Origin of the sequence: uncultured Clostridium sp. (assembly GCF_900547735.1) — a bacterium.
Classification (GTDB): domain Bacteria; phylum Bacillota; class Clostridia; order Lachnospirales; family Lachnospiraceae; genus Otoolea.
In genome coordinates, this window is sequence record NZ_URHZ01000049.1 from 1 (window position 1) to 26,751 (window position 26,751).

Consider the following 26,751-nt stretch of genomic DNA (forward strand, 5'->3'; position numbering starts at 1 on the left):
ATCCCGAACCCCGACCGTCCCGGCGGCGTTCTCATTCCTCAATTAAATCCCTATTAATTCAGGTTTGTACAAACACCATAATTGTAGTACAATGTTTCACATAGTGATACATGGAAAGAAGGTGAAGAGTGAATGAATCAGAAACATAAAGCAATGGCGCAGAGCCGTGGAGCTGCTAGAGATTTGACCGTCTGTGCACTGCTTGCCTCCCTGATTGCGGTCGGTGCTTTTATTAAGATTGTCATTCCGGTGGGAGCGGATACCATGAATTTTACATTGCAGTGGTTTTTCGTACTGCTGGCAGGCCTTCTTCTGGGATCCAGAAAAGCGTTTTGGAGTGTGGCAATCTATCTGTTGGTCGGCCTTTCGGGAATTCCTGTTTTTGCACGGGGAGGAGGCCTGGGGTATCTGATCCGTCCTACCTTTGGTTTCCTTCTGGGATTTGCCCTGGCGGCGTATGCTATGGGAAAAGTATGTGAGTGGATACATTCGTACAAAACAGCGGCCTGTCTTTTTGCGGCGACGGTTGGGTATATAATTTATTATGGAATGGGAATTCTCTATTTTTATTTTATTACTCATTTTGTAGTTGTGACCCCGCATACGGTAGGATGGGGAGCCATTTTTGCCGTTTACTGCCTGCCGACGATGCTGCCGGATTATATTCTCTGTATCGTGGCCGTCATGGTATCGAAACGACTCCGGCCGGTTGTGTCGCAGGGGATGCGCTGAAAATATTGAGGAGTACAACAAAAAACCGCTTGGCGGCTGCCTCGCGGTAATATATTTTAGGGGGGCCGGTTAAGGTTTGCACCTTAACCGGTATGAGTATGAAAAAGTTTTTGTTTCTTTATTGCTATGAACTTATTATATCGGAGATTTGTGATTAAAGTATGGATAATCCCTAAAGGATTAATTAAAGTCATTATATAAAAATAAATTATTTGTGTAATAATTAAAAAGCTCTATGGATGAAAATATTAAACATCCAGGGAGCTTTTTTGTACAAAAAATTATTGGTCGGAGCTGTTTTTTTCTTCCATATTAAATAATGAATGCAGTCTGACGTAATTATATTCATCATTTTGTTTTAATACTTTAATAGCGCTTTTGGCATCGCCTTTCACCAGGCAATCGTAGACATTTCTATGCAGTTCCACGATCCATTTACGGCTGCTGTTCAGCCGGTTCATCTCATGAAGACAGTAGAAAATTAATTCTCTGCAGCTATTCAGAATTTGACAAAACATTTTATTATGGGATGCACACACAATAGAATAGTGGAAATTATAATCGGCTTCTGTAAATAACTCCAGGTCGTCTATATAATTTTCCATATCATCCAACGCCCGTTTTATTAAGAGTAAATCAGAATCCGAGGCGCGTTCGGCGGCTAATTCAATAGAACGGAACTCTATGGATTTTCTCACGTCGATCAGATCCATAAACTCATTTTCAGTCAATGTGCGATCGGCATTTAACTTAAATGAATTGGAAATCAGCATAGAGTTCTGGGGATTTGAGACGAAAGAACCGGTTCCCTGTTTTGTTACAATCAGATTTTCCGTGCGCAATTTTTGCAGAGCTTCACGCACTACAACACGGCTGACATTAAAACGGGATGCCAGCTGATGCTCGGTCGGCAATTTTTCCCCTTCTTTCCAGACATCAGTAAAGATGAGGTGCTTGATTTGCTCATATACTTCCGTGACATAATTCTTTTTTTCTATCCTTATAATTTGAGAGTCCATATTTTACCACCTGCTATTTTGTTTATAGTACTAGTTTTTATGAAATTTGTCAATTGCCCCGGTGCCGTATCACTCCGTAAAAGTCAAGATAAAAAAATTATAAATTATAAAATAGTATGTTTAAATGTTGAAATAGCACAAAAAAAATATACGTAGTTTGTTGATTTTGTGCATTGAAAACAAATTCAACCCTGTTATAATGAGATGTAGGACAACATACAAGTAACAAATAATGCACAAATAGGAAGGAGGAAAATCAAACAGTAGCAGCAGTAATCTTTTAAGGACAATGCATATTACAAGGAGGAGTGTATGGGTAAAGAATCATTAAGTACTAAACCTGGGGGCGGGGGAGAAGACACCGGGTTTAAAAGAGAAATTGGGGTTTTCGGCGGAGTGAGTATTATTGGGGGAATTATGATAGGATCCGGCATTTTTTATATCGGTTCCATCGTTCTGCAAAGAACTCATATGAGCCTGGGGTGGGCGCTGCTCTGCTGGATTATCGGAGGTGTTATTTCTCTGCTTGGCGGAATTTGTTTTGCTGAGCTGGGCGCTTCCGATCCCAGGACCGGAGGTCTGACTGTTTATCTGACGACGGCTTATCATCCGATATTGGGGTTTGTCGGAGGCTTTTGTCCCTGGCTGCTGAGCAATCCAGGTTCCATAGCGGCCGTGGCTGTGGCGCTGCCGACGGCTCTGCTGCCCTATTTTCATATGTCGGATATGCAGATTAAAATTTTTGCAATTATCCTGATTGTGGGGCTTACATTTTTTAACTGTTTTGAAGTAAAGTTTGGTTCAACGCTGCAGAATGTTTTCATGATCGCAAAAGTGCTTCCCCTTATTATTATATTAGTTGGAGCAATGATTTTTGGAAAGCAGACACCGGATCTCAGTTTAGTGTCCACTGCTACAGAATCAATGAGCATAGGCGGAATCCTGGGAATGGTAGGCTTTGCAGTGGTGGCGACCTTGTGGGCCTATGAAGGATGGATTAATTTGAATCTGGTGGCTGAGGAGATAAAAAATCCGCAAAAGAACCTTCCACGGGCAATTATTTTAGGAATCGGCGGAATTACCTTATTGTATGCACTGTTTAATTTTGCCATCTACCGCATGATTCCCTATGATGAAATTGTTTCAAGGATAAATGCCAATGACCTGTACCTGGGGACAGCAGTGGCGAAAAAGCTTATGGGAGAATTTGGCGGGACCTTTGTTACAATTGCAATGGTTTTGGCCATGTTTGGAAGCTTGAACGGAATGGTGCTTTCTTTCCCCAGAACTTACTACGCGATGAGTGTTGAGGGACACTTTTTTAAATCACAGGGAGTTCTTCATCCGAAATATGGAACTCCTGTAGCAGCACTGTTCTGGCAGGCGGTAATTTCAATTGTCCTTGTTATGATGAGAAGCTTAAGCCAGTTAACTTCTATGGTGGTTTTCTTAGGGATGGTATTCAACATGCTGACAATTTTAGGAGTAATAAGATACCGAAAGAAATTCCCGGATTTAAAACGCCCTTATAAAGTGCGCGGCGGAATTGTGACCGTTTGGATAGTAGCAATTTTATTTGCCCTGCTGGCAATTAATAATTTTATTGAAGATCCGGTCACCGCTATGACAGGTGTGATTGCGGCTGGCATAGGTGTGGCATTCTATTTCTATTTTGACAGGCAGAAGAATAAGGAGGAAGGTATTAATGAAAAAAATACTATTTAACGGCAAGGTTTATCTGGAGCGGGAAAAATTTACACAGGCAGTTTTGATAGAAGATGATTTGATTGCAGACGTGGGAACGGATGAGGAGATTTTAAAACAGAGAACAGAAGACACGGAAATGATTGATTTAGAGGGGAGAACCCTGATACCGGGCTTAAATGACAGCCACGCCCATGTATTATTTTTAGGTAAATATCTAAACTCCATTCAGTTGCTTGGCGTTCAGTCGATTGAAGAAGTAATCGCGCGGAGCAAAGAATTTTTAAAAACACATACAATTTTGCCGGGACAGGTTTTAACCGGGCAGGGCTGGAATCAGGAACAGTTTCCTGCGGAAGAAAAAAGATTTCTGGACAGACATGATCTTGATAAGATTTCCACGGAAATTCCGATTATTTTCGACAGGACCTGCGGACATGTCATAAGCTGTAACACAAAAGCTTTAGAAATTGCAGGAATTACGGCGGAAACGCCGCAGCCCGTGGGGGGAAGCTTTGAAATCGGAGAAGATGGGAAGCCCAATGGCATTTTTAAAGAGCTGGGAGACAGGGAATTAAAGAAAATCATTCCGCTGCCCACAAGAGAGACCATAGAACAATACATTTTGCTCGGTGCCGAACACATGATTTCTTATGGAATGACATCGGTTCAATCTATGAATGTAAGGGAAAACAGGGAACAGGATGACATCTTTGCCGTTATATTAAAACTTCGTGAGGAGGGCAGGCTCCCAATCCGGATGTACGAACAGAATTATTTTACCGATCCCCAGATTTTTGAGGCATATCTGGAAAGCGATTTTTATAAGAATCTTAAGAATGACAACATGTATAAACAGGGTTCGCTTAAAACATTTTTGGATGGCTCCCTAGGCGGAAGAACAGCCCTCATGAAGCGGGATTACGCAGATGCTCCGGGTGAGCGGGGAATGAGCGCCGTATCAAAGGATGATTTCTTTAAGATGGTTGAGATTGCGCATAAGCATAAATGCCAGATACTGGTACATGCCATTGGAGACGATGCGATCGAAACGGCTCTCGAAGCTTATGCCGGAGTAAACGAACCGGGGAAAAATCCATACAGACATGCCGTTTTACATTGCCAGATTACCGATTACTCCATGTTGAAGCGGTTTAAAGATACGGACACTTTAGCGCTTGTTCAGCCTGTATTTTTAAACAGTGACTGGAGCATTGTGGAAAAACGTGTTGGCAAAGATCTTGCAAAAACATCATATGCATTTAAAACCATGCTGAACCTTGGCGTTCATGTAGGGCTGGGTACGGATGCCCCTACCGAGGATATTAACCCGTTTGAATGTATTTATTGTGCGGTAACACGCAAGGATTTAGCCGGTATGCCCAAAGAGGGATATTATCCGGAGGAATGTCTGGATATCTATGATGCGGTGGACGGATACACGATTGGAAGTGCGTATGCGAGCTTTGAGGAGGATGTGAAGGGACGCATCAAAAAAGGTTATTATGCGGATCTAGCCGTATTAAATGAAGATATTTTCACTGTCTCACCGGAGGAGATTAAAAACATTAAAGCAGATTTGACCATTCTGGGAGGAAAAATTATATATCGCAGAAAATAAGCTTAAAAGGATTGATAATTATGAAAAAGATAGGTTTCATTGGACTTGGAATTATGGGAAAACCTATGGCTCTGAATATGCTGAAAGCGGGATGCGAGCTCATAGTCAGTGATTTGAATGCCTCCGCAGTGGAAGAAGCGGTTAAAGCGGGAGCAATTTCCGGTACATATTCAGAAATTGGAAAAAACTGCGATGTTATCATTACAGTTCTTCCTAACGGAAGGATAGTACAAAATGTTTTGTTTCAGCCCAGCGGTGTATCAGGGGCGCTGACTGCCGGCAAGATAGTATGCGACATGTCCAGCGTGACGCCGGATGAAAGTAAAACCTGTTACGGGAAGCTGAAAAAAATCGGAGTGGGTTTTTTAGACGCCCCCGTATCAGGCGGAGAGCCTGGGGCGGTTGCCGCTACTCTGGCAATCATGTGCGGGGGAGATGAGAAGGATTTTCAGGCGATGAAACCGTACTTTGATATCCTGGGAAGCAGCGCCGTTCTGATCGGAAAAAGCGGAAGCGGCAGTATGACAAAACTGGCGAATCAGATTATAGTGAATCTGGGGATAGCTGCGGTCTCGGAGGCGATGGTGCTGGCCGCAAAAGGCGGCGCCGACCCGATGAAGGTTTATTATGCCATTCGCGGAGGCCTTGCCGGAAGTAATGTTTTAGATGCCAAGACACCCATGATGTGCAGCCGTAATTTTGTTCCGGGAGGAAAGATTTCCATTAACCATAAGGATATAAAAAACGTAATGGATACGGCCTACACTTTGGATGTTCCTCTTCCTCTGACTTCTCAATTACTGGAGATTATGCAGGCATTAAAAGCCGGCGGTCATTTGAATGACGATCATGCGGGGATTGTTAAGTATTTTGAGCAATTAGCCCAAGTGGAAGTCAAATCTGATTTAAAGGTATAATCACGCCGCGGGAGGTGCTATATGGATAAACATTATGACAGTTCAATACTTTCTTCTTTTCCTGAAGCTGATTCTGCGAAGGCGGATGTCCTGCTTCGGGAGGCGGTGGAGAAGGATCAGAGTAAAATCGTCGTGTTGGATGATGATCCGACGGGAGTTCAGACAGTCCACGACATTTCTGTTTATACACAATGGGATGAGACAAGTATCCGTCAGGGGTTTGCAGAGAAGAACAAACTATTTTATATACTGACTAACTCAAGAGGCATGACAAAAAAGGAAACAGCAGAGTGCCATAAAGAAATAGCCGGTTCGATTGCCCGGATTGCCGGAGAAACAGGAAAAAAGTTCATACTTATGAGCCGCAGCGATTCAACGCTGCGGGGGCATTATCCGCTGGAAACGGAAATTTTAAGGGAGGAACTTGCAAAAAACGGTATACAGACAGACGGTGAAATACTGTGTCCGTTTTTTCAGGAGGGAGGCCGCTTTACCTTTAATAACATCCATTATGTGAAGCAGGAGAACGAACTGGTTCCAGCCGCAGAGACGGAATTTGCCAGGGATCAAACCTTCGGATACCGTCATTCCTCCATACCCGGATATATTGAGGAGAAGACAGGAGGTGCCTATCCGGCAGACTCTGTTACCTGTATCAGTCTGGAATCCCTGAGGAACATGGATCTTGAAGGAATTGAAGATAAGTTAAACCGGGTATGTGATTTTAACAAAATTTGTGTGAACGCCGTATCTTATGATGATGTGAAGGTGTTTGCGGTGGCATTGTACCGCTCTCTTGCAAAGGGAAAACATTATCTGTTCAGAACAGCCGCCGGGTTTGTGAAAGCGGTGGCAAACATTTCAGACAAACCACTGCTTACCCGGAAGGAGATGTCACCGGACCTGCCGACAAACGGCGGTCTTGTAATTGTGGGGAGCCATACGGAAAAAACGACGCAGCAGCTGAAGGAGCTGTTGAAATTAGAAAATGTAATTCCTATCGAATTCGATTCCGACAAAGTGCTTGCCGGAGACAAAGATTTTTATTCGGAAGTAGAACGCTGTGTAAGGCTGGAGGAGGAAAATATCCGAAACGGAAAAACCGTCGTGTGTTTTACAAAGAGAAAGCTTCTATGTCTTCCCGGGGATACAGAAGAGGCGGCTTTGCAGCGCAGTGTACAGATCAGCGAAGGTGTTCAGAGACTGGTAGGACTTTTGAGGGTACGCCCAGCTTTTGTCATTGCAAAAGGGGGAATTACCTCCAGCGATATAGGGACAAAGGCGCTGAAGGTAAAGCGGGCCGTTGTTTTGGGGCAGATACTGCCAAGTGTTCCCGTGTGGCAGTTGGGCGAAGAGAGCACATTTCCGGGAATGCCCTATATTATTTTTCCCGGTAACACCGGTAATAAAAACAGCCTTAGGGAAGCGGTGGAAAAACTGTCGGAATAGAGAAGGGTTAATGCACGTTTCAGTTCGAAGCGTGCATTAACTTTATCGAAATATGATACATGCGCGGCAGAAGGAGAATGATATGAAAAAGCAAAGGATAGTCATCCCCATGGGAGATCCCGCCGGTGTGGGTCCTGAGATTGTTGTTAAAGCAATTGCGGATCCAACTGTTTGGAAAAGGGCGGAAAGCATTGTTATAGGTGACAGAGGAATCATTGAAAAAGCCATAGAGCTTACAAATAGTCCTGTAAAAGTGAATGTTCTTACCTCACAGTCGGAAGGGAATTTCAGCAGAGAAATTTTAAATCTGATTGACCTACAGAATATTGACATGAATTATTTTGAGTATGGGAAGGTTAACGGCATGTGCGGCAGGGCGGCTTACGGCTACATTGAGGAAAGTGTACGGCTGGCTTTGGAAAGAAGGGCTGACGCCGTTGTTACACCACCGATTAATAAAGAATCTTTGAGGCTGGGAAATATTCTCTATATCGGGCATACCGAAATCTTTGGTGCATTGTCGGGAACGAAGGATCCCCTGACCATGTTTGAGACAAAGGGCCTGAGAGTATTCTTTTTGACACGCCATGTTTCACTGCGGACGATGTTGGACATGATAAAAAAAGACAGAATCAAGGATTATGTCAGGCGGTGTAAAAAGGCCCTCGAGCGTCTGGGGGTGGACGATGGGATCATGGCAATTGCCGGACTAAATCCGCATTCAGGTGAACACGGCCTTTTCGGCACGGAGGAAATGGAAGAGATTATACCGGCAGTCGAAGAATTGAAACAGGAAGGATATAAAGTGGAAGGCCCCATTGGCGCAGACTCTGTATTTCATCAGGCGGCCCTGGGAAAGTATAACAGTGTGTTATCCCTGTATCATGATCAGGGCCATATTGCGACAAAAACCCTGGATTTTGAAAGGACAGTAGCAGTTACAAACGGAATGCCTTTTTTGAGAACCTCCGTTGATCACGGAACTGCTTTTGACATTGCGGGAACAGGAGAGGCAAGTGCGGTCAGTATGAAGGAGGCAATTTTTGTGGCGGTTAAATATGCGTCGTTTTTCCATCATTAATCCTGTTCCGGCATCGCCGTACCACCTGTGATTATAAAGTTGTGCGTCCCTATGGGCTATAGGCTTATAGGGACTTTTATTGATTGGCAATGAAAAGTTCGCGGAGCGTGCTTTTCGTTGCTATTTGTTCCTCTCAAGTCACTTCAAAAGGTTCAATTTATACAACAAAAAAACCGCCTCAGCAATTGCCTGAGCGGTAAAATTATTTAGGGGGGCCGGACGACTCTCGTCGTCCGGTATGAGTATGAAAAAGCTTTATTATTTCAAGCAATACTTGAAACAAAGGCCTGTCATCCTTTCGGATAACATATTTGTATTATAAAAGAGATTTGTGACCAAAGTATGTACCACCCATAAAAAAACCATAAACATAATAAAAAAATAAAAAACCCTTTGAAAACAGAAGGAAATTGTATATAATAGTAATCGGTATAGTCTGCCTGAATGATATATGGCGCTATTTTAGTTTCATGAACGATAAAAGAGGATAGAATACAAAGCAGGAGGAAAAACAAGTATGATGATGTCCAATGACATTGGTATCGATCTTGGCACGGCCAGTATCCTTGTATATATTAAAGGGAAAGGCGTTGTCTTAAAAGAACCGTCAGTAGTAGCCATTGACCGTGATACAAACAAGATTATGGCCATTGGAGAGGAAGCACGCCTGATGATCGGAAGAACCCCGGGTAATATCGTTGCGGTACGTCCGCTGCGCCAGGGTGTTATTTCTGATTATACAGTAACAGAGAAGATGCTCAAATATTTCATTAATAAAGCAGTCGGCAAGAAGACGCTCAGAAAACCGAGAATCAGCGTCTGCATTCCGAGCGGCGCCACCGAAGTGGAGAGAAAGGCCGTTGAGGACGCCACACTGCAGGCAGGGGCAAGAGAGGTTTCCATTATCGAGGAGCCGGTTGCCGCAGCTATCGGCGCGGGCATTGATATCGCCAAGGCCTGCGGTAACATGATCGTAGATATCGGAGGAGGTACGGCCGATATCGCGGTAATTTCCCTGGGTGGTACGGTAGTAAGTACATCTATCAAAGTAGCCGGAGACGATTTCGATGAGGCTCTGGTACGCTACATGCGTAAAAAACATAATCTTCTGATCGGTGAAAGAACGGCCGAGGAGATCAAGATTAATATAGGAGCAGCCTACAGAAGGCCGGAAGTAATCACGATGGAAGTCCGCGGACGTAACCTGGTAACAGGTCTTCCGAAGACGATTGTGGTTACATCGGACGAGACGCTGGAGGCGCTGCGCGAACCGGCCCTGCAGATTGTGGACGCCGTTCACAACGTGCTGGAGAGAACACCACCGGAGCTGGCGGCCGATATCTTTGACCGCGGTATCGTACTGACCGGAGGCGGTTCCCTTTTAAGCGGACTCGACGCACTGATTGAGGAGAAGACGGGCATCACTACGATGATCGCCGAGGATCCTCTGACGGCAGTGGCTATCGGTACCGGCAAATTTATCGAATTTGCCCACGGAGAACTTACACCTAAGAATTACGACTAATAATCTTGCGGTTCACGTCCCCGGCAGAGCGGCGGTTCCGTGAATGGTACGGGAATAAATTTATGGCAGCAGTAAAAGGATATGTTGAGAAAATCAAATACCGTAATGAGGATAACGGCTATACGGTTATGAGCGTCACCGGGAGCGAGGATGGGGAAGAGTACATTCTGGTCGGCAATTTCTCCTATATTTCGGAGGGAGAACTGGTTGAGGCGACGGGCCGCATGACGGAACATCCGATTTACGGGGAACAGTTGGCGGTGGAGAGCTATGAGCTCAAAGCGCCGGAGGATACTGTTTCCATGGAACGATATTTAGGCTCCGGTGCCGTGAAAGGCATCGGGGCTGCTTTGGCTTCAAGGATAGTGAAAAAGTTCAAGGCAGATACCTTCCGCATTATGGAGGAGGAACCGGAACGGCTGTCCGAGATCAAGGGGATCAGCGAAAAGATGGCGATGGCCATCGCGGAGCAGATCAGTGAGAAGAAGGATATGCGGCAGGCCATGATGTTTTTGCAGAACTACGGCATTTCCATGAATCTCTCGGTGAAAATCTATCAGGAATACGGTCCGGCCATGTATAATGTGATTAAGAACAATCCGTATAAGCTGGCGGACGACATTCCGGGGGTCGGCTTCAAGATGGCCGACGAAATTGCATCCAAAGTCGGAATCTTCACGGATTCTGACTTTCGTATTAAGAGCGGAATCCTGTATACACTCCTTCAGGCCTCGGCCAATGGACATACATATCTGCCGGAGGAAGAACTGAAGACGCAGGCCGCCGAGCTTCTGAAAGTGGATCCAGAAGCGATAGGGAAACACCTGATGGATATGCAGATGGATAAGCGCCTTGTCGTGAAAAATGTGGAAAGCGCCGTCCGTCCGTCTTCTGCCGCTTTTAAGGCCCGGATGGGAATGGAACGCAGGCCGGAAGAAGAGCTTGGAGAGCTTTCCGAAGAGGTGCGGGATGTTTACGGAGAAGCCCGGGAACTTCCTGAGGAGGCTCAGGAAGTCCGAAGGGGAGTTTACGCGGCCCAGTACTATTATACGGAACTCAATACAGCCAGGATGCTCCACGATTTGAATATCACGGGTTCGGAGCCGGAGGAACAGATACGAAGGAGCCTTGCAAGGATTCAGGAGCAGGAGAAGATAGAGCTGGATGAACTGCAGATCCAGGCGGTCATCGAAGCGGTCAACTGCGGTCTTCTCATTGTGACCGGAGGACCCGGTACGGGAAAGACGACGACCATCAATACAATCATACGTTATTTTGAGATGGGAGAAATGGATATTCTTCTGGCGGCGCCCACGGGAAGGGCGGCCAAAAGGATGACGGAGGCCACCGGCTACGAGGCCAGGACAATCCACCGCCTCCTGGAACTGAGCGGAATGCCGGAGCCGAATGAGAAAAGCCAGAATTCCGGGATGCATTTTGAACGGAATGAGGAGAATCCCCTGGATGCCGATGTAATCATCATCGATGAGATGTCCATGGTGGATATCCATCTGATGCACGCCCTTTTAAAGGCGGTCAATGTGGGAACGAGATTAATCCTGGTAGGCGATGTGGACCAGCTTCCAAGCGTGGGACCCGGCAATGTGCTGAGGGATATGATTGATTCACAGCGTTTCCATGTGGTAAAGCTGACGAGGATTTTCCGTCAGGCGGCGCAGAGTGACATCATCGTCAATGCCCACAGAATCAATGACGGCCAGAGAGTGGATCTGGCGAAGAGAAGCAGGGATTTCCTGTTTATTAAGCGGGAAGAGCCCAATGCGATTATCAATGCAATGATTACGCTGGTGAAGGAGAAGCTGCCTGCCTATGTGGGGGCGAATATCTTTGATATCCAGATTATGACGCCGATGCGCAAGGGAGCGCTGGGAGTAGACCGCCTGAACACGATTCTTCAGGACTTCTTAAACCCGGCGTCGTCCGACAAACCGGAGAAGGAAGCGGCCGGCACCCTGTTCCGCCTCGGTGACAAGGTAATGCAGATAAAAAACAACTACCAGTTAGAGTGGAAACTCTGCAACAAATACGGGATTCCCATCGACAAGGGAACCGGCGTGTTCAACGGTGATACGGGAATTATCCGTGAAATCAATGCTTTTGCCGAGCTTCTCACCGTGGAGTTTGACGAGGGAAAATTGGTGGATTACAGTTTCAGGCAGCTTGAGGAGCTGGAACTGGCATACGCCATCACAATCCACAAATCCCAGGGAAGCGAGTATCCGGCTGTTGTGATTCCTGTTTACAGCGGTCCCAGGATGCTGATGACCAGAAACTTGATTTATACGGCTGTGACAAGGGCGCGTTCCTGCGTCTGCCTGGTGGGAATACCGGAGGTGTTCCAGCAGATGGTGGACAATGCGATGGAACAGAAGCGCTATTCGGGCCTGAAGGCCCGCATTGAGGAGCTGATTATTTGAAAATAAGATACAAAAAGGCGGCGTCCGTTTTCCTGGACGCCCTCTTTCCAAGGCGATGCCCTGTCTGTGGGGATATCGCAGCGCCCGTGGGGAATCTAATCTGCCCCTCCTGCCGGGACAAACTTTCTTTTGTAAAATCCCCTGTATGTAAAAAATGCGGCAAGGAAGTGATGAGCGAGACCATCGAATACTGTTTTGACTGCAGCCGCCACCGGCGCAGCTTTGAGTATGGGCTGGCGCTGCTGAACTACAATGAACTTTCCGGCCGTTCCATGGCCGCGGTCAAGTATAAAAACAGAAGAGAATATCTGGATTATTACGCGGAGGAAGCCATAAGACGCTGCGGAGCGAAGCTGTCGGCAATGGAGGCGGACTGCATGATACCGGTCCCGATCCATCCATCCAGGTACCGGAGCAGAGGATTTAACCAGGCTCTTGTCCTGGCCCGTAAACTGGAGGAGCGGATGGGGATACCGGTCTGCCCGGACATCTTGAAACGCAATAAAAATACCGAACCGCAGAAGGAACTGGGGCCTGCCGGGCGGCTTAAAAACCTGGAACAGGCGTTTTCGGCAGGGCCGGTTCCGGACGGAATCACAAGCGTTATTCTCATCGACGACATTTATACGACCGGGAGCACGATAGAGGCATGTACGCGTGTTCTGAGGGCAGCCGGAGTAAAAAACGTATATTTTTTTGCTGTTTGTATTGGACAGGGGCAGTAAAGTAGGATATGATAATAGGACAGGAAAACAGAGCGTTTTTCGGAGAAGGCATTGATGTATGCGAACAATAATGGAATGAAAAGGAGTTTATAAAGATGCGTGAATTAGAGTATCAACTGGTAAAAGACGATTATAAAAACTGGATACACTGGAACGTGCTCCGCAATGAATCAAAAAAGATGAAGATTTTTTCACTGGTCATTTACGTTGGCTTTGTCGTAATTTATGTAGGCGGAAGCCTCAATTCTGCCAAAGGCAACATGGCGGCGCTTATTCCGTCCATCGGTATGGCGCTTTTAGTAGGAGCGGCGATGTTTTACACCACCTCCCATCACAATCAGGAACGCATGATCTGGAAGAAGAGCGGACTGAAGAGACTGGAGAAGAATAACAATTTCCCGGTTGTCCATTTAACACTGAACGATCTGGGGCTCGTTATGGAAGTGCCGTCCGAGAACGTGACAAAGGAATACCGTTACAGCGAGCTTTTTGGAATACTCGAAATTGAGAGACTGTTTCTTCTGGAGGCCAATGACAAGACATGGCAGTTCATCGCCAAATCCGCGTTCACCAGCCAGGAAGAGATGGACGAATTCAAGGCATTTATGGAAGAAAAGATAGCCGACGCCAAGGAAAATCCTGAAAAGTATGAGAAGAAAGAGGAGATTCCGGAAGAGACACAGGCAGCCGGTGATAACGGCGCGGATGCGTCTTATGAAGGCGGCATCGCATCCGGTTCCGACGAAGAGGCGGAGGAGATTGAGCCGGTTGACACCAGCAATATGGGAAAGATCGGCAAGATGGCTCATATTATGGCGGCTATGGCGGCAGAGGCCGACAATGAGGAGGATGACTCCGTAAGAACGGAAGAATCTGCGCAAACGGCATCCGGTGAGGAGGCCGTGGCGGAGGCAACATCTGAGATCGTGACGGAGACAGCTCCTGAAACCGTTGCAGCGGCAGCAGCCGAAGCAGCGACGGAGGCCGCGCCGGAACAGGAAGTGGTATCCGCGGCAGAGGCCGACGGCAGGGAAGTATAGGACGGGAAGTTTGAAACAGGAAGTTTAAGACAGGATTCATTAGATTAAGAAGAACGACAGAAACATGACGGTGCAGGAGGATGAACGGAATGATAATCCGGTGGGCAGAAGAAAGTGATTTACAGGGGATGGTTGAGATTTTTAACTATGAGGTGCTGAACGGCACGGCGTCTTTCTCAATCAGGCCCAGAACCGTTGAGGAGAGAAGGTCCTGGTTTGAGCAGCATAACAGGGATGAATTTCCTCTGATTGTGGCGGAGGAGAACGGTAAGGTGGCGGGGTATGCCAGCCTGTCCGTGTACCGCGACAATGATGCTTACGCCCCTACAATGGAACTTTCGGTTTATGTGGCCCATGAATACAGAGGCAGAAAAGTCGGGGAAGCGCTGATGACGGAGCTTTTGCGGATTGCCAGGGAGAAAGGCAGAACGCATGCAATCGTCTCTGTAATTACATCGGACAACACCGCCAGTATCCGTCTGCATGAGAAGTTCGGTTTTGAATACTGCGGAGTTACAAAAGAAGTCGGACGGAAGTTCGACCGTTGGCTTGACACATTGTTTTATCAGTTGATAATCTGAGTAAAGCTCGGATCCGTGGAGGTGAAGGCCAATTTATGAAGGGAAGAGCGGTGAGGAGAATTCTGCTTCCGGTTCTGACAATCGTTTTTATTGCACTGAATCCCCCTGCCACTGTGCATGCCGACTGGGTGCAGGATAAGTTTGGCTGGTGGTACCAGGAAGAAGACGGCAGCCATCCCGTTTCCGTCTGGAAAGAGATGGACGGTAAATGGTATTATTTCAAAGATACCGGCTACATGGCCGACACGCCGATGATTATTGACGGGGTACAGTATTATTTCCATAAATCCGGCGCCATGGTATCGGATGAGTGGGTTGAATTCATGGGAGAATGGTACTATTTCAACAAGGACGGTTCACTGGCGAGAAGCTGCTGGATCGGCGACCTCTATTATGTTGACAAACTGGGAGCCATGGTTAAGGATAAGCGGATAAACGGGATCTATATTGACGAAGAGGGAGTTGCAGAACATCCGGGGGACGATTTTTTTGATTAGAAGACAGACATTGGAGGACAACTTTAGGTGAGCCGTACAATATTAAAATTTTCATCGATTGTAATTCTGGCACAGGCAATTCTCACCGTAATATCGGGTGTGATTCTGGCGGCCGGCAGCAGCGCTCTGAGCGGGACGGAGTATGAGTCTCTGATTGGAGCCACGATAATGCTTGCCATGGTTGCGATAGTGGAATCGGTTTTCCGCGGAATCGCGGCAATTATGGGACTTCGGAGCTGCAGACCCGGTTCCGGAACAAAAGCCATCTTTATTCTGGGTATTATTATGGTGGCTCTGGACGCGGCGGGGTTAATCAATACGCTGCTCACGAGTGCACAGAGTGCCCCGGCTTCCCTGATTGCGGTGGCGATGTCGGGATTATATTTATTTTCGGTGTTTAAAATCAGAAAAGAAAATGCACAGGGAAACTGAGTTTCCCGATGATGGAAGAGAAAGCTTCCGGGCTCAATGAATCAGCCCGGAAGCTATTTTTATGAAATTGGATGTCATGCTCCAGCAGTAGGGCTGTTTCAGCCAGCCAAATTTAATCTGGTATCTGGCAATATCCCCAAAGTGCAGCGTATGGAGGGAGGCCAGTTCCTTCTCCGTCAGAAGGGAACTGATCATCCGGTCGGAACAGAAGCAGGCTCCAACCCCTCTGACACAGAGAGAAAGAAGAGTTGCAAGGTTGTCGGACTGGGCCCTGACCTGCGGGAAAAATCCGGAGGCCGTGATTAACTGCTGGCCAATCCGGCCGAAGATATCCTCCTGCCGGTTCAGGAGAAACGGGCAATCGGCAAGGGGAGAAAGGTTGCCGAGCTTTTCTGTTTCACGCAGCACATCGGCGGCGTGTTCCCCGTAGAGCTCGGATAAAAGCCGGGAGGAAATGAGGAGGACCAGTTCCTCCTCGTAAAAGTCCTTCAGCTCCACACCCGGGATTTTATCGGGAAAATTGGCGATGGCCAGATCAAACTCACCTTTCAGCAGCTTCTGCTGCAGTACATCGTTGGTGGCCTCAATCAGCCGTACCTCGATTTTGGGATAAACCTTCTGATATCCCGCAATCAGTTCGGGCATGATCGTACGTCCCCTGGTATAGGCAATGCCGACCCGCAGTATGCCTTTCTCTTCGGCGGAGATGTCGCTGAATTCCTGCTCCATTGCGGAATACCGTTTCTGAAAATCGACGGCGTAGCGGAGAAAAACCTGGCCTGCGTAGGTCAGTTCCAGAGGCACATGGCGAATCAGAAGCGCACAGCCCAGCTCCTGTTCAACTGAGGCAATATGCGCGCTCAGCGTCTGCTGCGTGATGTGAAGCTGTTCGGCCGCCTTTGTAAAGCTGCGCTCCCTGGCGACGGTGGTGAAGTATTTCATACTTAGAAAGTTCATAGATTTCCTCCCGGGAAGTTTAAATCATAATCGGGACACAGGTTCGAATAGTAAGTTCAGACGTAACTGTTCAGAAGGCAGTATTCCGCGAGGTGTTTTCATGCATTTTTGCATGAAAATCCCGAGTTTTGTCAGCGCGAAACGGCATTTTGGGCCGTTTCTGTGCATTGCGAAGCGGTAACTATGAAGGTACTGAATAGTTACGTTCAGACAATGTATTGTTCAAACTACAATACAGTATTTTTCCTGTATTATATATCAAAAAGAACAGTTAGACAATTAGATTTAATACTTTATAATATAAGATATAAGGGGGATGGAAAATGTTGGAGATAACGGTACTTGGCATATTTGTAGCGGCGCTTCTGCTCTCCGCGGTGTTTGGTGTTTCAGTTCTGTATGCGCTGATTTTCGGATATTTTGTTTTTGCCGGATACGCCCTGATAAAACATAATACGGTGGCGGAAATTCTGAAGATGTCTTTCAAAGGCGTGAAAACCGTAAAAAACGTGCTGATTGTTTTTATGCTCATAGGAATGCTGACCGCGCTGTGGCGTGCGGCGGGAACGATTCCGTTTCTGGTTGTCTGCACTTCCGGCCTGATTGTGCCTTCCGCGTTCATTCTGTTCATTTTTCTTCTCAACTGCTTCGTCTCCGTTCTTACCGGAACCTCGCTTGGTACGGCGGCCACCAGCGGTGTAATCAGTATGGCAATGGCCACTGCCGCGGGGGTGAATCCCGTTTATGCGGGCGGGGCCATCCTGTCGGGTATTTACTTTGGCGATCGGTGTTCTCCGATGTCGACCAGCGCCCTGCTTGTCAGCGAACTGACCGGAACGGACATTTTCGATAATATAAAAAGTATGATCAGAACATCCCTTGTCCCCTTTGCAGCGGTGTGCGTCATCTATCTGGTGCTCGGCATGAACGGAAGCGGCGCGTCACCCGATGCCGGACTCCTTACACTGCTGAAGGAGAGTTTTAACCTGCATTGGCTTGCCGCATTGCCTGCCGGAATTGTTATCATCCTGTCCCTGTTCAGGGTTAATGTCAAAAAGACTATGATGATCAGCATACTGACGGCAGGAATTATCAGCATATTTCTTCAGGGAGTAAAGCTCCCGGAATTATTCGGATTCCTGTTCACGGGCTACCGCATTGAGGAACCGGGATTGGCGGCGATGATGAACGGGGGAGGACTGCTATCTATGGTGAGGGTAAGCGCGATTATCTGTATTTCCTCCTCCTATTCGGACATTTTTGAGAAAACGGGGATTCTTCAGGGCATTAAACTGAGGATAGGCAGACTGGGACAGAAAATTACGCCGTACGGAGGCGAATTGGTCACCTCCCTGCTGGCATCCATGGCGGCCTGCAATCAGACGCTTGGCATTATCCTGACTTATCAGCTTTGTAAGGATATGGTCTATGACAGAAAAGAGATGGCGCTCTATCTGGAAAATACGGCTGTTATTGTGGCGCCGCTGGTTCCATGGTCCGTTGCCTGCGCAGCGCCTATGGCGGCGATATCAGCCGTCAATGTGGGTGGATGCATTCTTTTTGCTTTTTACATTTACCTGCTTCCGGCATGGAACCTTTTCCGAAACAGAAAGAGACGGGAGGAAAGAGTTTATGGAAATCGTAAGACTGTTTAATCTTCAGGGGAGCTTATTCTTAATGATTCTGGCCGGTGCTGTTCTGAAAAGAAAAGGAATCATAGACGAGCCGGGAAAACGTTGTCTGACGGATCTCTGTGTCAATATCATCATACCGTGCAACATCATCAAATCCTGCCTGATTGAATTCGACCTGTCGATCATGAAGGCCTGCGGCCTTCTTCTGGTGGTGGGAATCGTCATGCAGTTTTTCTGCCTATTTCTCAACCGGTTTTTATTTAACGGCTTTGGAGAACAGCAGAAAAAGGTGCTCCAATACTGTACAATCGTATCAAATGGCGGTTTTCTCGGGAACCCGGTTGCAGAGGGCGTTTACGGCTCTCTTGGGCTGCTGTATGCCTCCATCTTTCTGATACCGATGCGCGTGGTCATGTGGTCGGCGGGCACCTCCTATTTTGTAGCGGGCACCTCCGACAAAAAGAAAGTACTGCACAATATACTGACCCACCCCTGCCTGGTAGCCGTATACATCGGCCTGTTTCTGATGTTCACCCAGATTCATGTGCCGGAAGTTCTGGCATCTACGGTTAAGAGTATCGGCGGCTGCAATTCGGCCATTACAATGTTCATCATCGGAACAATTCTTGCGGATGTGGACGTCAGAACCATTATTAACAGGACTACGGTCGGCTTCAGCATCTTCCGTCTCGTCCTGCTCCCGGCCGCAGCCCTGGCACTCAGCCATGCCCTGGGCCTCGATCCGGTGGCCTCCGGCGTAGCCGTGATCATGACGGGCATGCCGGCAGGAGCAACGGCGGCTATCTTTGCGGCACGGTATGGAAGCGATGCGGAATTCGCCACGAAATGCGTGGTGCTGTCTACGCTGCTGTCGATGGTCACGATTCCGATGTGGGTGATGTAATGAGAGTCCATTTAAGGCTGTCTGAAGGGAGTGAAGGGAGCCGCCATGACATTGAATGAAGCAATCGAGATTCTGAAAACAGAAAAGGCCATATGCGATTTAAAAATAAGCAATGGGAACGGCAGTAAAAACAGCGAACAGCTCTCGCAGGCCGTGGATGTAATAACCGGGTTTATAGAACAATGCATTTCCGTGCTGGTGAGCTAATCCCATGCCTGATAACGTTTATGAATGTAAATGCTGTAAAAGTGATTTTGAAAGGAAAGGTACATTTTATGATGGAGTTGAGAAGGGCTGTTATGGATGATTTGCCGCAGATTAGGGCGGTCTATAAGGAGATATGCCGGGACATGGACAGGAACGGCATCCAAATCTGGGATGAGATTTATCCGGGGGAAGTCTTTGGGGAAGATATCGAAAACCATCGGCTCTATGTGTTGACGCAGCAGAAGGAGATCGTGTCGGCATTTGCCTTATGCGATTCCAATCCAGGAGCGGACGGTGTAAAATGGGAAAATCAGAATGAAAGGGCATTTTATCTCGACCGTCTCGGAGTAAACGTCAATTACAAAAGAAAAGGAATCGGAAGTCTGGCGATCCAAAAAGCCACAGCCCTGGCAGGTTCCCTCGGAGCCGGGTATCTCAGACTCTTTGTCGTAGATATCAATCAACCCGCGATAAATCTCTATTTGAAAAATGGTTTTACAAAAGCAGATGGGATCTATGACGAGGTAATTGACGAAGATTTGGTTCTGCATGAATTTGGATATGAGAAAAAGACAACCATATGATATAGTTTTCAATGCGGGAAACTTCGTTACAGTCCCGTTACAATGATTTGTGAGGTGAAAAATCATGGCCATGTTTCATAGGAAGAACTGGACCGTTCATTACGGCTCATATCCTCAACCATCATCAGATGCGAAAAAACGCAGAAAAACCAACCATACAAGCTTTATTCCCAATAGAGTGACCATCATGTCATAACATCGGAATAAGGCTCTGTTTTTTTGTGAATAATCAATTTAAATAAAACAAAAAACTAACATCCCAAAAACAATCAGTACCGTAACCAGCCAAACATCCCCGGAAACAATTCGCGCCTGCAACAAGTGCGGCCCTGCACTTGGGGAAGAGTCATTCAGCCTGATGTAAGGATGCCGGGCGGTGCCGATCCCTACCGGGTCTTCAGTCCATCGATCCGTAAAAAGGGGAAGGAGGGTGAAAACATTCCGAAGGGGACCTTGGAATCCGACGGTGCTTAATGAGGTTTTATACGAATTTAGCACTCCGCTTCGCATTCCACAAGCGAAAGCGAGTCCCCGTAGGAATGCTTTCAGCCCGGATTCCCCGTACGCGAAAATCTTCCAGGGACTGAAGACGCATCACGATCCCCCACCCCCCGCCCGCCGTCCTTACAAACGGTCCTCTATGCCCAACTAAAAATATATTGACGAATCCCCACATTTATGATATAGTAGACGGGCGAATGGAAGAACTTAGGTCTTTTTTTTATGCTCAAAATCAGGGCCAAAACCCTGCAAAACGCTGTAAAATAAAGGCTGTGACAAATCAACAATTTAAGTGGAGGTGGAAGTCGTGCGCACAAGAATTACACTGGCATGTACAGAATGCAAACAACGTAATTACAACATGACTAAGGATAAGAAGACTCATCCTGACAGAATGGAAACAAAGAAGTATTGCAGATTCTGTAAAACACATACGTTACACAAAGAAACAAAATAAGGTAACTGATTGTACCTGGGATCAGGCGGCAGCCTGATAACATTGGAGGACAAATTATGGGTGAAACAGAAAATACCAAAAAGGCTCCTAAAAAGAGCTATTGGAAAGGCCTTCAGGCCGAGTACAAGAAAATCGTCTGGCCCGACAAAGATACTGTCATTAAGCAGACAGGCGCCGTCGTTGCGGTTGCCGTTGCTTTGGGACTGATTATTGCAGCACTTGATACGATTATCGTAACAGGACTGCACTTCGTTATCTAATTTAAGGGCAAAGGTGAGAATATGTCAGAAGCAAATTGGTATGTAGTGCATACTTATTCCGGCTATGAAAACAAAGTAAAAGTTGACATCGAAAAGACAATTGAAAACAGAAAGCTCCAGGATCAGATCTTAGAGGTATCCGTGCCTATGCAGGATGTCATTGAGCTGAAGAACGGGGCACAGAAACAGGTTGCCAAGAAGATGTTTCCCGGATATGTACTGATTAACATGGTTATGAACGATGACACATGGTATGTAGTACGCAACACCCGTGGTGTAACAGGATTTGTTGGTCCGGGTTCCAAGCCGGTTCCGCTTACGGAAGGCGAGATGGATTCTCTGGGATTCAGGGAAGCCGGATTAGTAGTCGACTTTGAAGAAGGTGACACGGTTGTTGTTACCGCAGGGGCCTGGAAAGATACCGTTGGTGTAATCAAGTCCATCAACGAAGGAAAGCAGACCCTTACTATCAATGTGGAGATGTTCGGCCGTGAGACACCGGTAGAACTGTCTTTTACAGAAGTAAAGAAGATGTAACAAGTACGGCCTTTAATCGGTTTAGAGGCTCGTGGGAGGGAAATCCCCGCAATTACCACATTTATTTAGGAGGTGCCTAATCATGGCAAAGAAAGTAACAGGATACATTAAATTACAGATTCCTGCTGGTAAAGCTACACCAGCACCGCCAGTTGGACCAGCTCTTGGTCAGCACGGCGTTAATATCGTTCAGTTCACAAAAGAATTCAACGCAAGAACAGCAGATCAGGGCGACCTGGTTATCCCGGTTGTTATCACTGTATATGCTGACAGAAGTTTCAGCTTTATTACAAAGACTCCGCCGGCTGCAGTTTTGTTAAAGAAGGCATGCAAGCTTAAATCTGGCTCTGCTGTACCTAACAAGACAAAAGTAGCTACCATCTCTAAAGAAGAACTTCAGAAAATTGCAGAATTAAAGATGCCAGACTTAAATGCAGCAAGCCTTGAGGCTGCTATGAGCATGATCGCTGGTACAGCAAGAAGTATGGGAATCACTGTTGCTGAATAAGCTGAAGTAATTAGTCATACCCGTGAAGTATAATTGAGATGTTTTTTTGTAACGTGGGAGGGAAATCCCCGACAACACCACTAGGAGGTTATTTATAATGAAAAGAGGAAAAAGATACGTAGAGGCTGCTAAATTAGTAGACCGCACAAATCTTTATGATGCTGCAGAAGCTATTTCTATTGTTAAGAAAGCAGCAGCAGCTAAATTTGATGAAACAATTGAAGCTCACATCAGAACCGGCTGTGACGGACGTCATGCTGATCAGCAGATCCGTGGTGCCGTAGTTTTACCACACGGAACCGGTAAGACAGTTAGAATCCTTGTATTCGCTAAGGGACCGAAGGCAGACGAGGCTCAGGCAGCAGGCGCAGATTTCGTAGGCGCAGAAGAGCTCATCCCGAAGATCCAGAATGAAGGATGGTTAGATTTCGACGTAGTTGTTGCTACACCTGATATGATGGGTGTTGTTGGACGTTTAGGACGTGTACTTGGACCGAAGGGCTTAATGCCAAACCCGAAGGCTGGTACGGTTACTATGGACGTAACAAAAGCTATCAACGATATCAAAGCTGGTAAGATTGAGTACAGACTTGATAAAACAAACATTATCCACGTGCCAGTAGGAAAAGCTTCTTTCACAGAAGACAAATTAGCGGACAACTTCCAGACGCTTATCGACGCTATCCTGAAGGCAAAACCTGCTACATTAAAGGGCTCTTACTTAAAGAGCGTAACGCTGACATCCACAATGGGTCCTGGTGTTAAATTAAATGTTGCAAAGCTTGTGAACTAATTCAGGGGCGATAGAAATATTTATATCAGAAAAACCGGAACGAAGGCAGTGCGCTTTTGTTCCGGTTTTTTTCGGGCTTTTTGTTAATTGTAATGATAATAGACATCAGGAATGCAATCCTGTATACTTAGATATTATAGACTGAGATAAAAGGGCGAAAATGGTGATGGAAAGATATGACGAAGAAAAAAATGTATGCTATGATATCGTTGATAGCGCTTACGCTGCTCGTCGGTATTGCAGGATGTAACAATAGAGAAAAGACGGCGCCAAAGTCGGATTCACCGGTGGTGATTACCCTCTGGCATTCTTATAATGCCGTGGCGAAGATTCAGTTTGATAAACTGATCCAGGAGTTTAATGATACGGTCGGGCTGGAGAAAGATATTATCGTAGATGCCAAAGGATATGGCTCCAGCGATGAGCTGGAGGAGGTATTGTACGCATCCGCTAACCGAATGATCGGTTCGGAGCCGCTTCCGGATATATTTGCATCTTATCCGGACAGCGCCTACAGGCTGGATAAGTTAGCGCCTCTGGTCCCGCTGGAACGCTATTTTACGGCAGAAGAGTTTCAGAAGTACCAGCCGGAGTTCCTGGAAGAGGGCGTATGGGATGAAGAAGGGCACCATAAGATGCTCCCTGTGGCTAAATCGACGGAGCTTTTATATCTGAATAAGACCGACTGGGAGCGTTTTTCGGAGGAGACCGGAGTGTCGAAAGCTCAGCTTGGAAGTTGGGAAGGCCTGGCCGAAGTGGCGGAGCTATACTACGGATGGTCCGGGGGAAAACCATTCCTCGGCATGAATTATTACAATGATTTTTCGGTCATGGCAGCGGCTCAGCTTGGAGAGACGATTTACGGCGACAGCGGCCGGTTCGAATTTTCCAGGGAGGCGGCCCGCAAAGCATGGGAAGCTTATTATGTGCCTCATGTGATGGGATGGTATGAGAGCCGGGAATACAATCAGGACGGCGTCAAGAGCGGGAAGCTGATGGCCTATATCGGTTCATCGGCCGGAGCCGGTTTTTTCCCGGGAGAAATAATAGAGAATGAAGAGAAGTCCTATCCGATCGAGTGTGAATGTTTTCCATACCCTACGTTTGACGGAGGAACCGGGTATATGACACAGAGAGGGGCCGATATGGGCGTCTTTGCTTCCGATGGAATACGTGAGGAGGCGGCCTGTGAATTCCTTAAGTGGTTCACGGCGCCGGAACAGAATATACGTTTTGCAGTAGCTACCGGATATCTGCCTGTAGAAGAAAAAGCGCTGGAATCCGTGCCGGAGCTCTTAAATCATGTTGACAGGACGAACAATGCGGAGGCGATTGGCAGCAGTATCCGCGTATTTCTGGACGCCAGAAAACAGAGGCCGTTTTACATTAAAAAGGCATTTGAAGGTTCCTATGATAAAAATAAGTTTTTTGCAGAGTCACTTGAAAATAAAACCGTCGAGGCTCAGGACATCATGAAGAGACGGCTCGGGAACGGAGAAATAAAGGAAGATGTGCAGTCGGATCTGCTGTCGGAGGACTGTTTTAGCCGGTGGTATGATTCTCTTATTAAAGAAATGGCTGGTATAACGGATGGGGAAAAAGATTAGGAGCAGGAACATTGCATTTAATTTAGCAGTGGTATTTGTCTGTTTTGCCGTATTCCAAAGTGTTCTGCTGACCGGTATCATGGTTGGCAGCGGTGTTCTGACAAGGGCAAAGCAGAATGAGTACAGAATTTTTTCCGAGAAGGTAAACGGACAGAAGAATAACCTCGAAAATGAGATGGAGAATATCTGGACGAATTTTGAGTATGATACGGAACGGATGAGCCGTTACTTTGATAGTATGGATAATCCGGACATAACCGGGCGGGAAAACGAGATTCTGGAAGATTTGGCTCCGACGGTGCTGGATGCGCTCTTCCATACAAAAACTACGGGCGCATTTTTAATACTGCCGGACGAGGGAAAGACGGATGACTCACTGGCCGCGCTCTATTTCCGGAATAATAACCCTGAGAAGACGGGGGAGAATAACGCCAACGTATATATGCTGACGGGTCCCTGGAACGTGGCTGAGACAATGGAGATTGCGACAACCGCAAACTGGAGTTTCCGTCTGGATTTAACTGACGGCAACAGGGATTTTTTTGATAAACCGTATGAGGCCGCAATGAAATACGGACGCTCGGGGTGGCTGGGCTATTGGAGTCTGCCCTTCAAGGTGAACCCGCAGGATGAGGATGTTATTACGTATTCCATTCCACTGTTCGGCGATGACGGCAAGGTGGCGGCGGTGTTCGGCATTGAGATATCGGTAAATTATATGTACCGTTTTCTGCCGGCGAAAGAGCTGCAGTCCAACGGTTCTTACGGATATGCTATTGCAACCGGTTCGATGGAGGATGGACTTGAGCTCTCCGTCACCCATGGAGCCGTACAAAAAAGGATGCTGGACGAAGGCGGGCCGCTTAAACTGGAATGCCTGGATGAGCAGAACGGAATTTACCGTATTTTGAATCACAACAGCAATCACGAAATATATGCCTGTGTCAGTCAGATGGGCATGTATTACCATAATACGCCTTTCGAAAATGAAGGCTGGTACCTGATGGGTATGATGGAGGAGCCTGTCCTTCTTCATTTCCCGAACAAGATAGAAAAGATACTGGTATATGCCCTTGTGATGTCGGCCGCCATCGGACTGATTATCGCAGTGTTTGTCAGCATGTGGTTTACAAGGCATGCGAAACTGATGGAGTTGTCGGAGCTTCCTCTGGGAGTTTTTGAGATACGTTCCCATTCGGGAGGCGTATTTATGACGAGCCAGATCCCGGGACTTCTTGGGCTGACCCGGGAGCAGGAACGGAATTTCACCAGGGATAAGACAAAGTTTGCGGAATTCTTAAAGAATCTTGAGCATTCCGGTGAAGGGGAAATCTTTAAGGTGAATAATCAGGACGGCAGCCGGTGGCTCAAAATCACCCGCAGATCCGTGGACGGCACGGTTCGGTGCGTTGTCGAAGATGTGACGGATGAGGTCCTGCAGACAAAGGCGCTCAAGGTAGAGCGTGACAGGGACGGCTTGACGGGAGTTAAAAACAGGCTGGCCTTTGAAAAGAAGATGGAACGCATCCGTGACGATTTTGACGGCACCGGGAAAATAGGCTTTGTCATGTGTGATTTAAATGACCTGAAATGCGTCAATGACAGATACGGCCACGATATGGGCGATGAATATATCTGCATGGCCGCAAAAGCAATCCAGGAGGCATTCCCAAGCGGCCGGGTCTACCGGATAGGCGGAGACGAATTCGCCGTATATCTGGAAGAAAGCGACGCCGCGGGTGCGGTGGATGGAATTGGAGCGATCAAGAAGTCAATGGAAGAATACAGCCAAACCAGAGAATTCAATGCGTCCATCGCAGCCGGATATGCCTTTTACACACCGGGCCGCGATGTGGGGCTGAAGGATGTGCTGTCCAGGGCGGATGCCTATATGTACCGTAATAAAAGAAGGCTTAAGGGAAAAACACAGCGGTAAGAATTTCCTGAGGTATGAGAACGCCGCCGTACGGCCAGGAACCGGGATAGTGAGAGGGAGGCCTATGAGTCTTCAGTCCCGGAGTGAAGTCAGTCGCGGGTGGGG

26 protein-coding genes are annotated in these 26,751 nt (G+C 47.1%); 24 read left to right on the forward strand and 2 right to left on the reverse strand.

Annotated features, from left to right (window positions below; all coding sequences use genetic code 11):
- Positions 1-132: 132 nt before the first annotated feature.
- On the forward strand, positions 133-732 hold the full coding sequence (locus QZT18_RS15110) for a biotin transporter BioY (protein ID WP_294148894.1): 600 nt from the start codon (positions 133-135) through the stop codon (positions 730-732).
- 281 nt (positions 733-1,013) lie between these two features.
- Here QZT18_RS15110 and QZT18_RS15115 read toward each other — a convergent pair whose 3' ends face one another.
- Complete coding sequence (locus tag QZT18_RS15115) at positions 1,014-1,751, reverse strand: FadR/GntR family transcriptional regulator (protein WP_294148896.1); 738 nt, start codon at positions 1,749-1,751, stop codon at positions 1,014-1,016.
- A gap of 312 nt (positions 1,752-2,063) precedes the next feature.
- Between QZT18_RS15115 and QZT18_RS15120 the strand changes: the two genes are divergently transcribed.
- The 12 genes from QZT18_RS15120 (at position 2,064) to QZT18_RS15175 (ending at position 15,761) form a co-directional block, all read left to right on the forward strand.
- A complete protein-coding gene (locus tag QZT18_RS15120; protein WP_294148898.1) occupies positions 2,064-3,476 on the forward strand; it encodes an APC family permease in 1,413 nt (470 codons plus the stop codon).
- Positions 3,457-5,076, forward strand: a complete 1,620-nt coding sequence (locus QZT18_RS15125; RefSeq protein WP_294148900.1) for an amidohydrolase — start codon at positions 3,457-3,459, stop codon at positions 5,074-5,076. The genes QZT18_RS15120 and QZT18_RS15125 overlap by 20 nt, the downstream gene beginning before the upstream one ends.
- Positions 5,077-5,096: 20 nt before the next feature.
- Positions 5,097-5,993, forward strand: coding sequence for an NAD(P)-binding domain-containing protein (locus QZT18_RS15130; RefSeq protein ID WP_294148902.1), 897 nt, complete (start codon positions 5,097-5,099; stop codon positions 5,991-5,993).
- Positions 5,994-6,014: 21 nt separating this feature from the next.
- The gene (locus tag QZT18_RS15135) at positions 6,015-7,442 is read left to right on the forward strand and encodes a four-carbon acid sugar kinase family protein (protein WP_294148904.1); all 1,428 of its coding nucleotides are present in this window, start codon (positions 6,015-6,017) and stop codon (positions 7,440-7,442) included.
- 82 nt (positions 7,443-7,524) lie between these two features.
- Positions 7,525-8,523 carry a 4-hydroxythreonine-4-phosphate dehydrogenase PdxA gene (gene pdxA, locus QZT18_RS15140; RefSeq protein WP_294148906.1) on the forward strand — a complete coding sequence of 333 codons (999 nt, stop codon included), beginning with the start codon at positions 7,525-7,527 and terminating at the stop codon, positions 8,521-8,523.
- Positions 8,524-9,043: 520 nt separating this feature from the next.
- Entirely contained in the window at positions 9,044-10,048 is a 1,005-nt protein-coding gene (locus QZT18_RS15145) for a rod shape-determining protein (RefSeq protein WP_330627919.1), read from the forward strand.
- Between the two features lie 62 nt (positions 10,049-10,110).
- Entirely contained in the window at positions 10,111-12,486 is a 2,376-nt protein-coding gene (locus QZT18_RS15150) for an ATP-dependent RecD-like DNA helicase (RefSeq protein WP_294148909.1), read from the forward strand.
- Positions 12,483-13,211 (forward strand): ComF family protein, encoded by a 729-nt coding sequence (locus QZT18_RS15155; protein WP_294148911.1) that lies wholly within the window; start codon positions 12,483-12,485, stop codon positions 13,209-13,211. Before QZT18_RS15150 ends, QZT18_RS15155 begins: the two co-directional genes overlap by 4 nt.
- Before the next feature lie 95 nt (positions 13,212-13,306).
- On the forward strand, positions 13,307-14,251 hold the full coding sequence (locus tag QZT18_RS15160) for a YcxB family protein (protein WP_294148913.1): 945 nt from the start codon (positions 13,307-13,309) through the stop codon (positions 14,249-14,251).
- Positions 14,252-14,340: 89 nt separating this feature from the next.
- Positions 14,341-14,832, forward strand: coding sequence for a GNAT family N-acetyltransferase (locus QZT18_RS15165; RefSeq protein WP_294148915.1), 492 nt, complete (start codon positions 14,341-14,343; stop codon positions 14,830-14,832).
- 35 nt (positions 14,833-14,867) lie between these two features.
- Positions 14,868-15,329 carry a hypothetical protein gene (locus QZT18_RS15170; protein ID WP_294148917.1) on the forward strand — a complete coding sequence of 154 codons (462 nt, stop codon included), beginning with the start codon at positions 14,868-14,870 and terminating at the stop codon, positions 15,327-15,329.
- 27 nt (positions 15,330-15,356) lie between these two features.
- Positions 15,357-15,761, forward strand: a complete 405-nt coding sequence (locus QZT18_RS15175) for a hypothetical protein (RefSeq protein WP_294148920.1) — start codon at positions 15,357-15,359, stop codon at positions 15,759-15,761.
- A 33-nt stretch (positions 15,762-15,794) separates the two neighbouring features.
- Here the strand turns inward: QZT18_RS15175 and QZT18_RS15180 are convergent, their stop codons facing one another.
- Positions 15,795-16,718 carry a LysR family transcriptional regulator gene (locus QZT18_RS15180; RefSeq protein WP_294148922.1) on the reverse strand — a complete coding sequence of 308 codons (924 nt, stop codon included), beginning with the start codon at positions 16,716-16,718 and terminating at the stop codon, positions 15,795-15,797.
- 323 nt (positions 16,719-17,041) lie between these two features.
- Between QZT18_RS15180 and QZT18_RS15185 the strand changes: the two genes are divergently transcribed.
- The 11 genes from QZT18_RS15185 (at position 17,042) to QZT18_RS15235 (ending at position 26,646) form a co-directional block, all read left to right on the forward strand.
- Complete coding sequence (locus QZT18_RS15185; protein ID WP_294148924.1) at positions 17,042-18,373, forward strand: Na+/H+ antiporter NhaC family protein; 1,332 nt, start codon at positions 17,042-17,044, stop codon at positions 18,371-18,373.
- A complete protein-coding gene (locus QZT18_RS15190) occupies positions 18,351-19,256 on the forward strand; it encodes an AEC family transporter (RefSeq protein WP_294148926.1) in 906 nt (301 codons plus the stop codon). Before QZT18_RS15185 ends, QZT18_RS15190 begins: the two co-directional genes overlap by 23 nt.
- Before the next feature lie 45 nt (positions 19,257-19,301).
- Entirely contained in the window at positions 19,302-19,463 is a 162-nt protein-coding gene (locus QZT18_RS15195; protein WP_294148928.1) for a hypothetical protein, read from the forward strand.
- A gap of 68 nt (positions 19,464-19,531) precedes the next feature.
- Positions 19,532-20,047 carry a GNAT family N-acetyltransferase gene (locus tag QZT18_RS15200; protein WP_366925896.1) on the forward strand — a complete coding sequence of 172 codons (516 nt, stop codon included), beginning with the start codon at positions 19,532-19,534 and terminating at the stop codon, positions 20,045-20,047.
- Positions 20,048-20,855: 808 nt separating this feature from the next.
- On the forward strand, positions 20,856-21,005 hold the full coding sequence (rpmG, locus tag QZT18_RS15205; protein WP_021640493.1) for a 50S ribosomal protein L33: 150 nt from the start codon (positions 20,856-20,858) through the stop codon (positions 21,003-21,005).
- A 56-nt stretch (positions 21,006-21,061) separates the two neighbouring features.
- Positions 21,062-21,265 carry a preprotein translocase subunit SecE gene (gene secE / locus QZT18_RS15210; RefSeq protein ID WP_125143845.1) on the forward strand — a complete coding sequence of 68 codons (204 nt, stop codon included), beginning with the start codon at positions 21,062-21,064 and terminating at the stop codon, positions 21,263-21,265.
- A gap of 21 nt (positions 21,266-21,286) precedes the next feature.
- Complete coding sequence (nusG, locus tag QZT18_RS15215; protein ID WP_125143844.1) at positions 21,287-21,802, forward strand: transcription termination/antitermination protein NusG; 516 nt, start codon at positions 21,287-21,289, stop codon at positions 21,800-21,802.
- A gap of 82 nt (positions 21,803-21,884) precedes the next feature.
- Positions 21,885-22,310, forward strand: a complete 426-nt coding sequence (rplK, locus tag QZT18_RS15220; protein WP_294148952.1) for a 50S ribosomal protein L11 — start codon at positions 21,885-21,887, stop codon at positions 22,308-22,310.
- Between the two features lie 97 nt (positions 22,311-22,407).
- The gene (rplA, locus tag QZT18_RS15225; RefSeq protein ID WP_125143842.1) at positions 22,408-23,103 is read left to right on the forward strand and encodes a 50S ribosomal protein L1; all 696 of its coding nucleotides are present in this window, start codon (positions 22,408-22,410) and stop codon (positions 23,101-23,103) included.
- A gap of 176 nt (positions 23,104-23,279) precedes the next feature.
- Positions 23,280-24,710, forward strand: coding sequence for an extracellular solute-binding protein (locus QZT18_RS15230; RefSeq protein WP_294148953.1), 1,431 nt, complete (start codon positions 23,280-23,282; stop codon positions 24,708-24,710).
- Positions 24,694-26,646 (forward strand): sensor domain-containing diguanylate cyclase, encoded by a 1,953-nt coding sequence (locus tag QZT18_RS15235; RefSeq protein ID WP_294148954.1) that lies wholly within the window; start codon positions 24,694-24,696, stop codon positions 26,644-26,646. The genes QZT18_RS15230 and QZT18_RS15235 overlap by 17 nt, the downstream gene beginning before the upstream one ends.
- Positions 26,647-26,751: the final 105 nt, after the last annotated feature.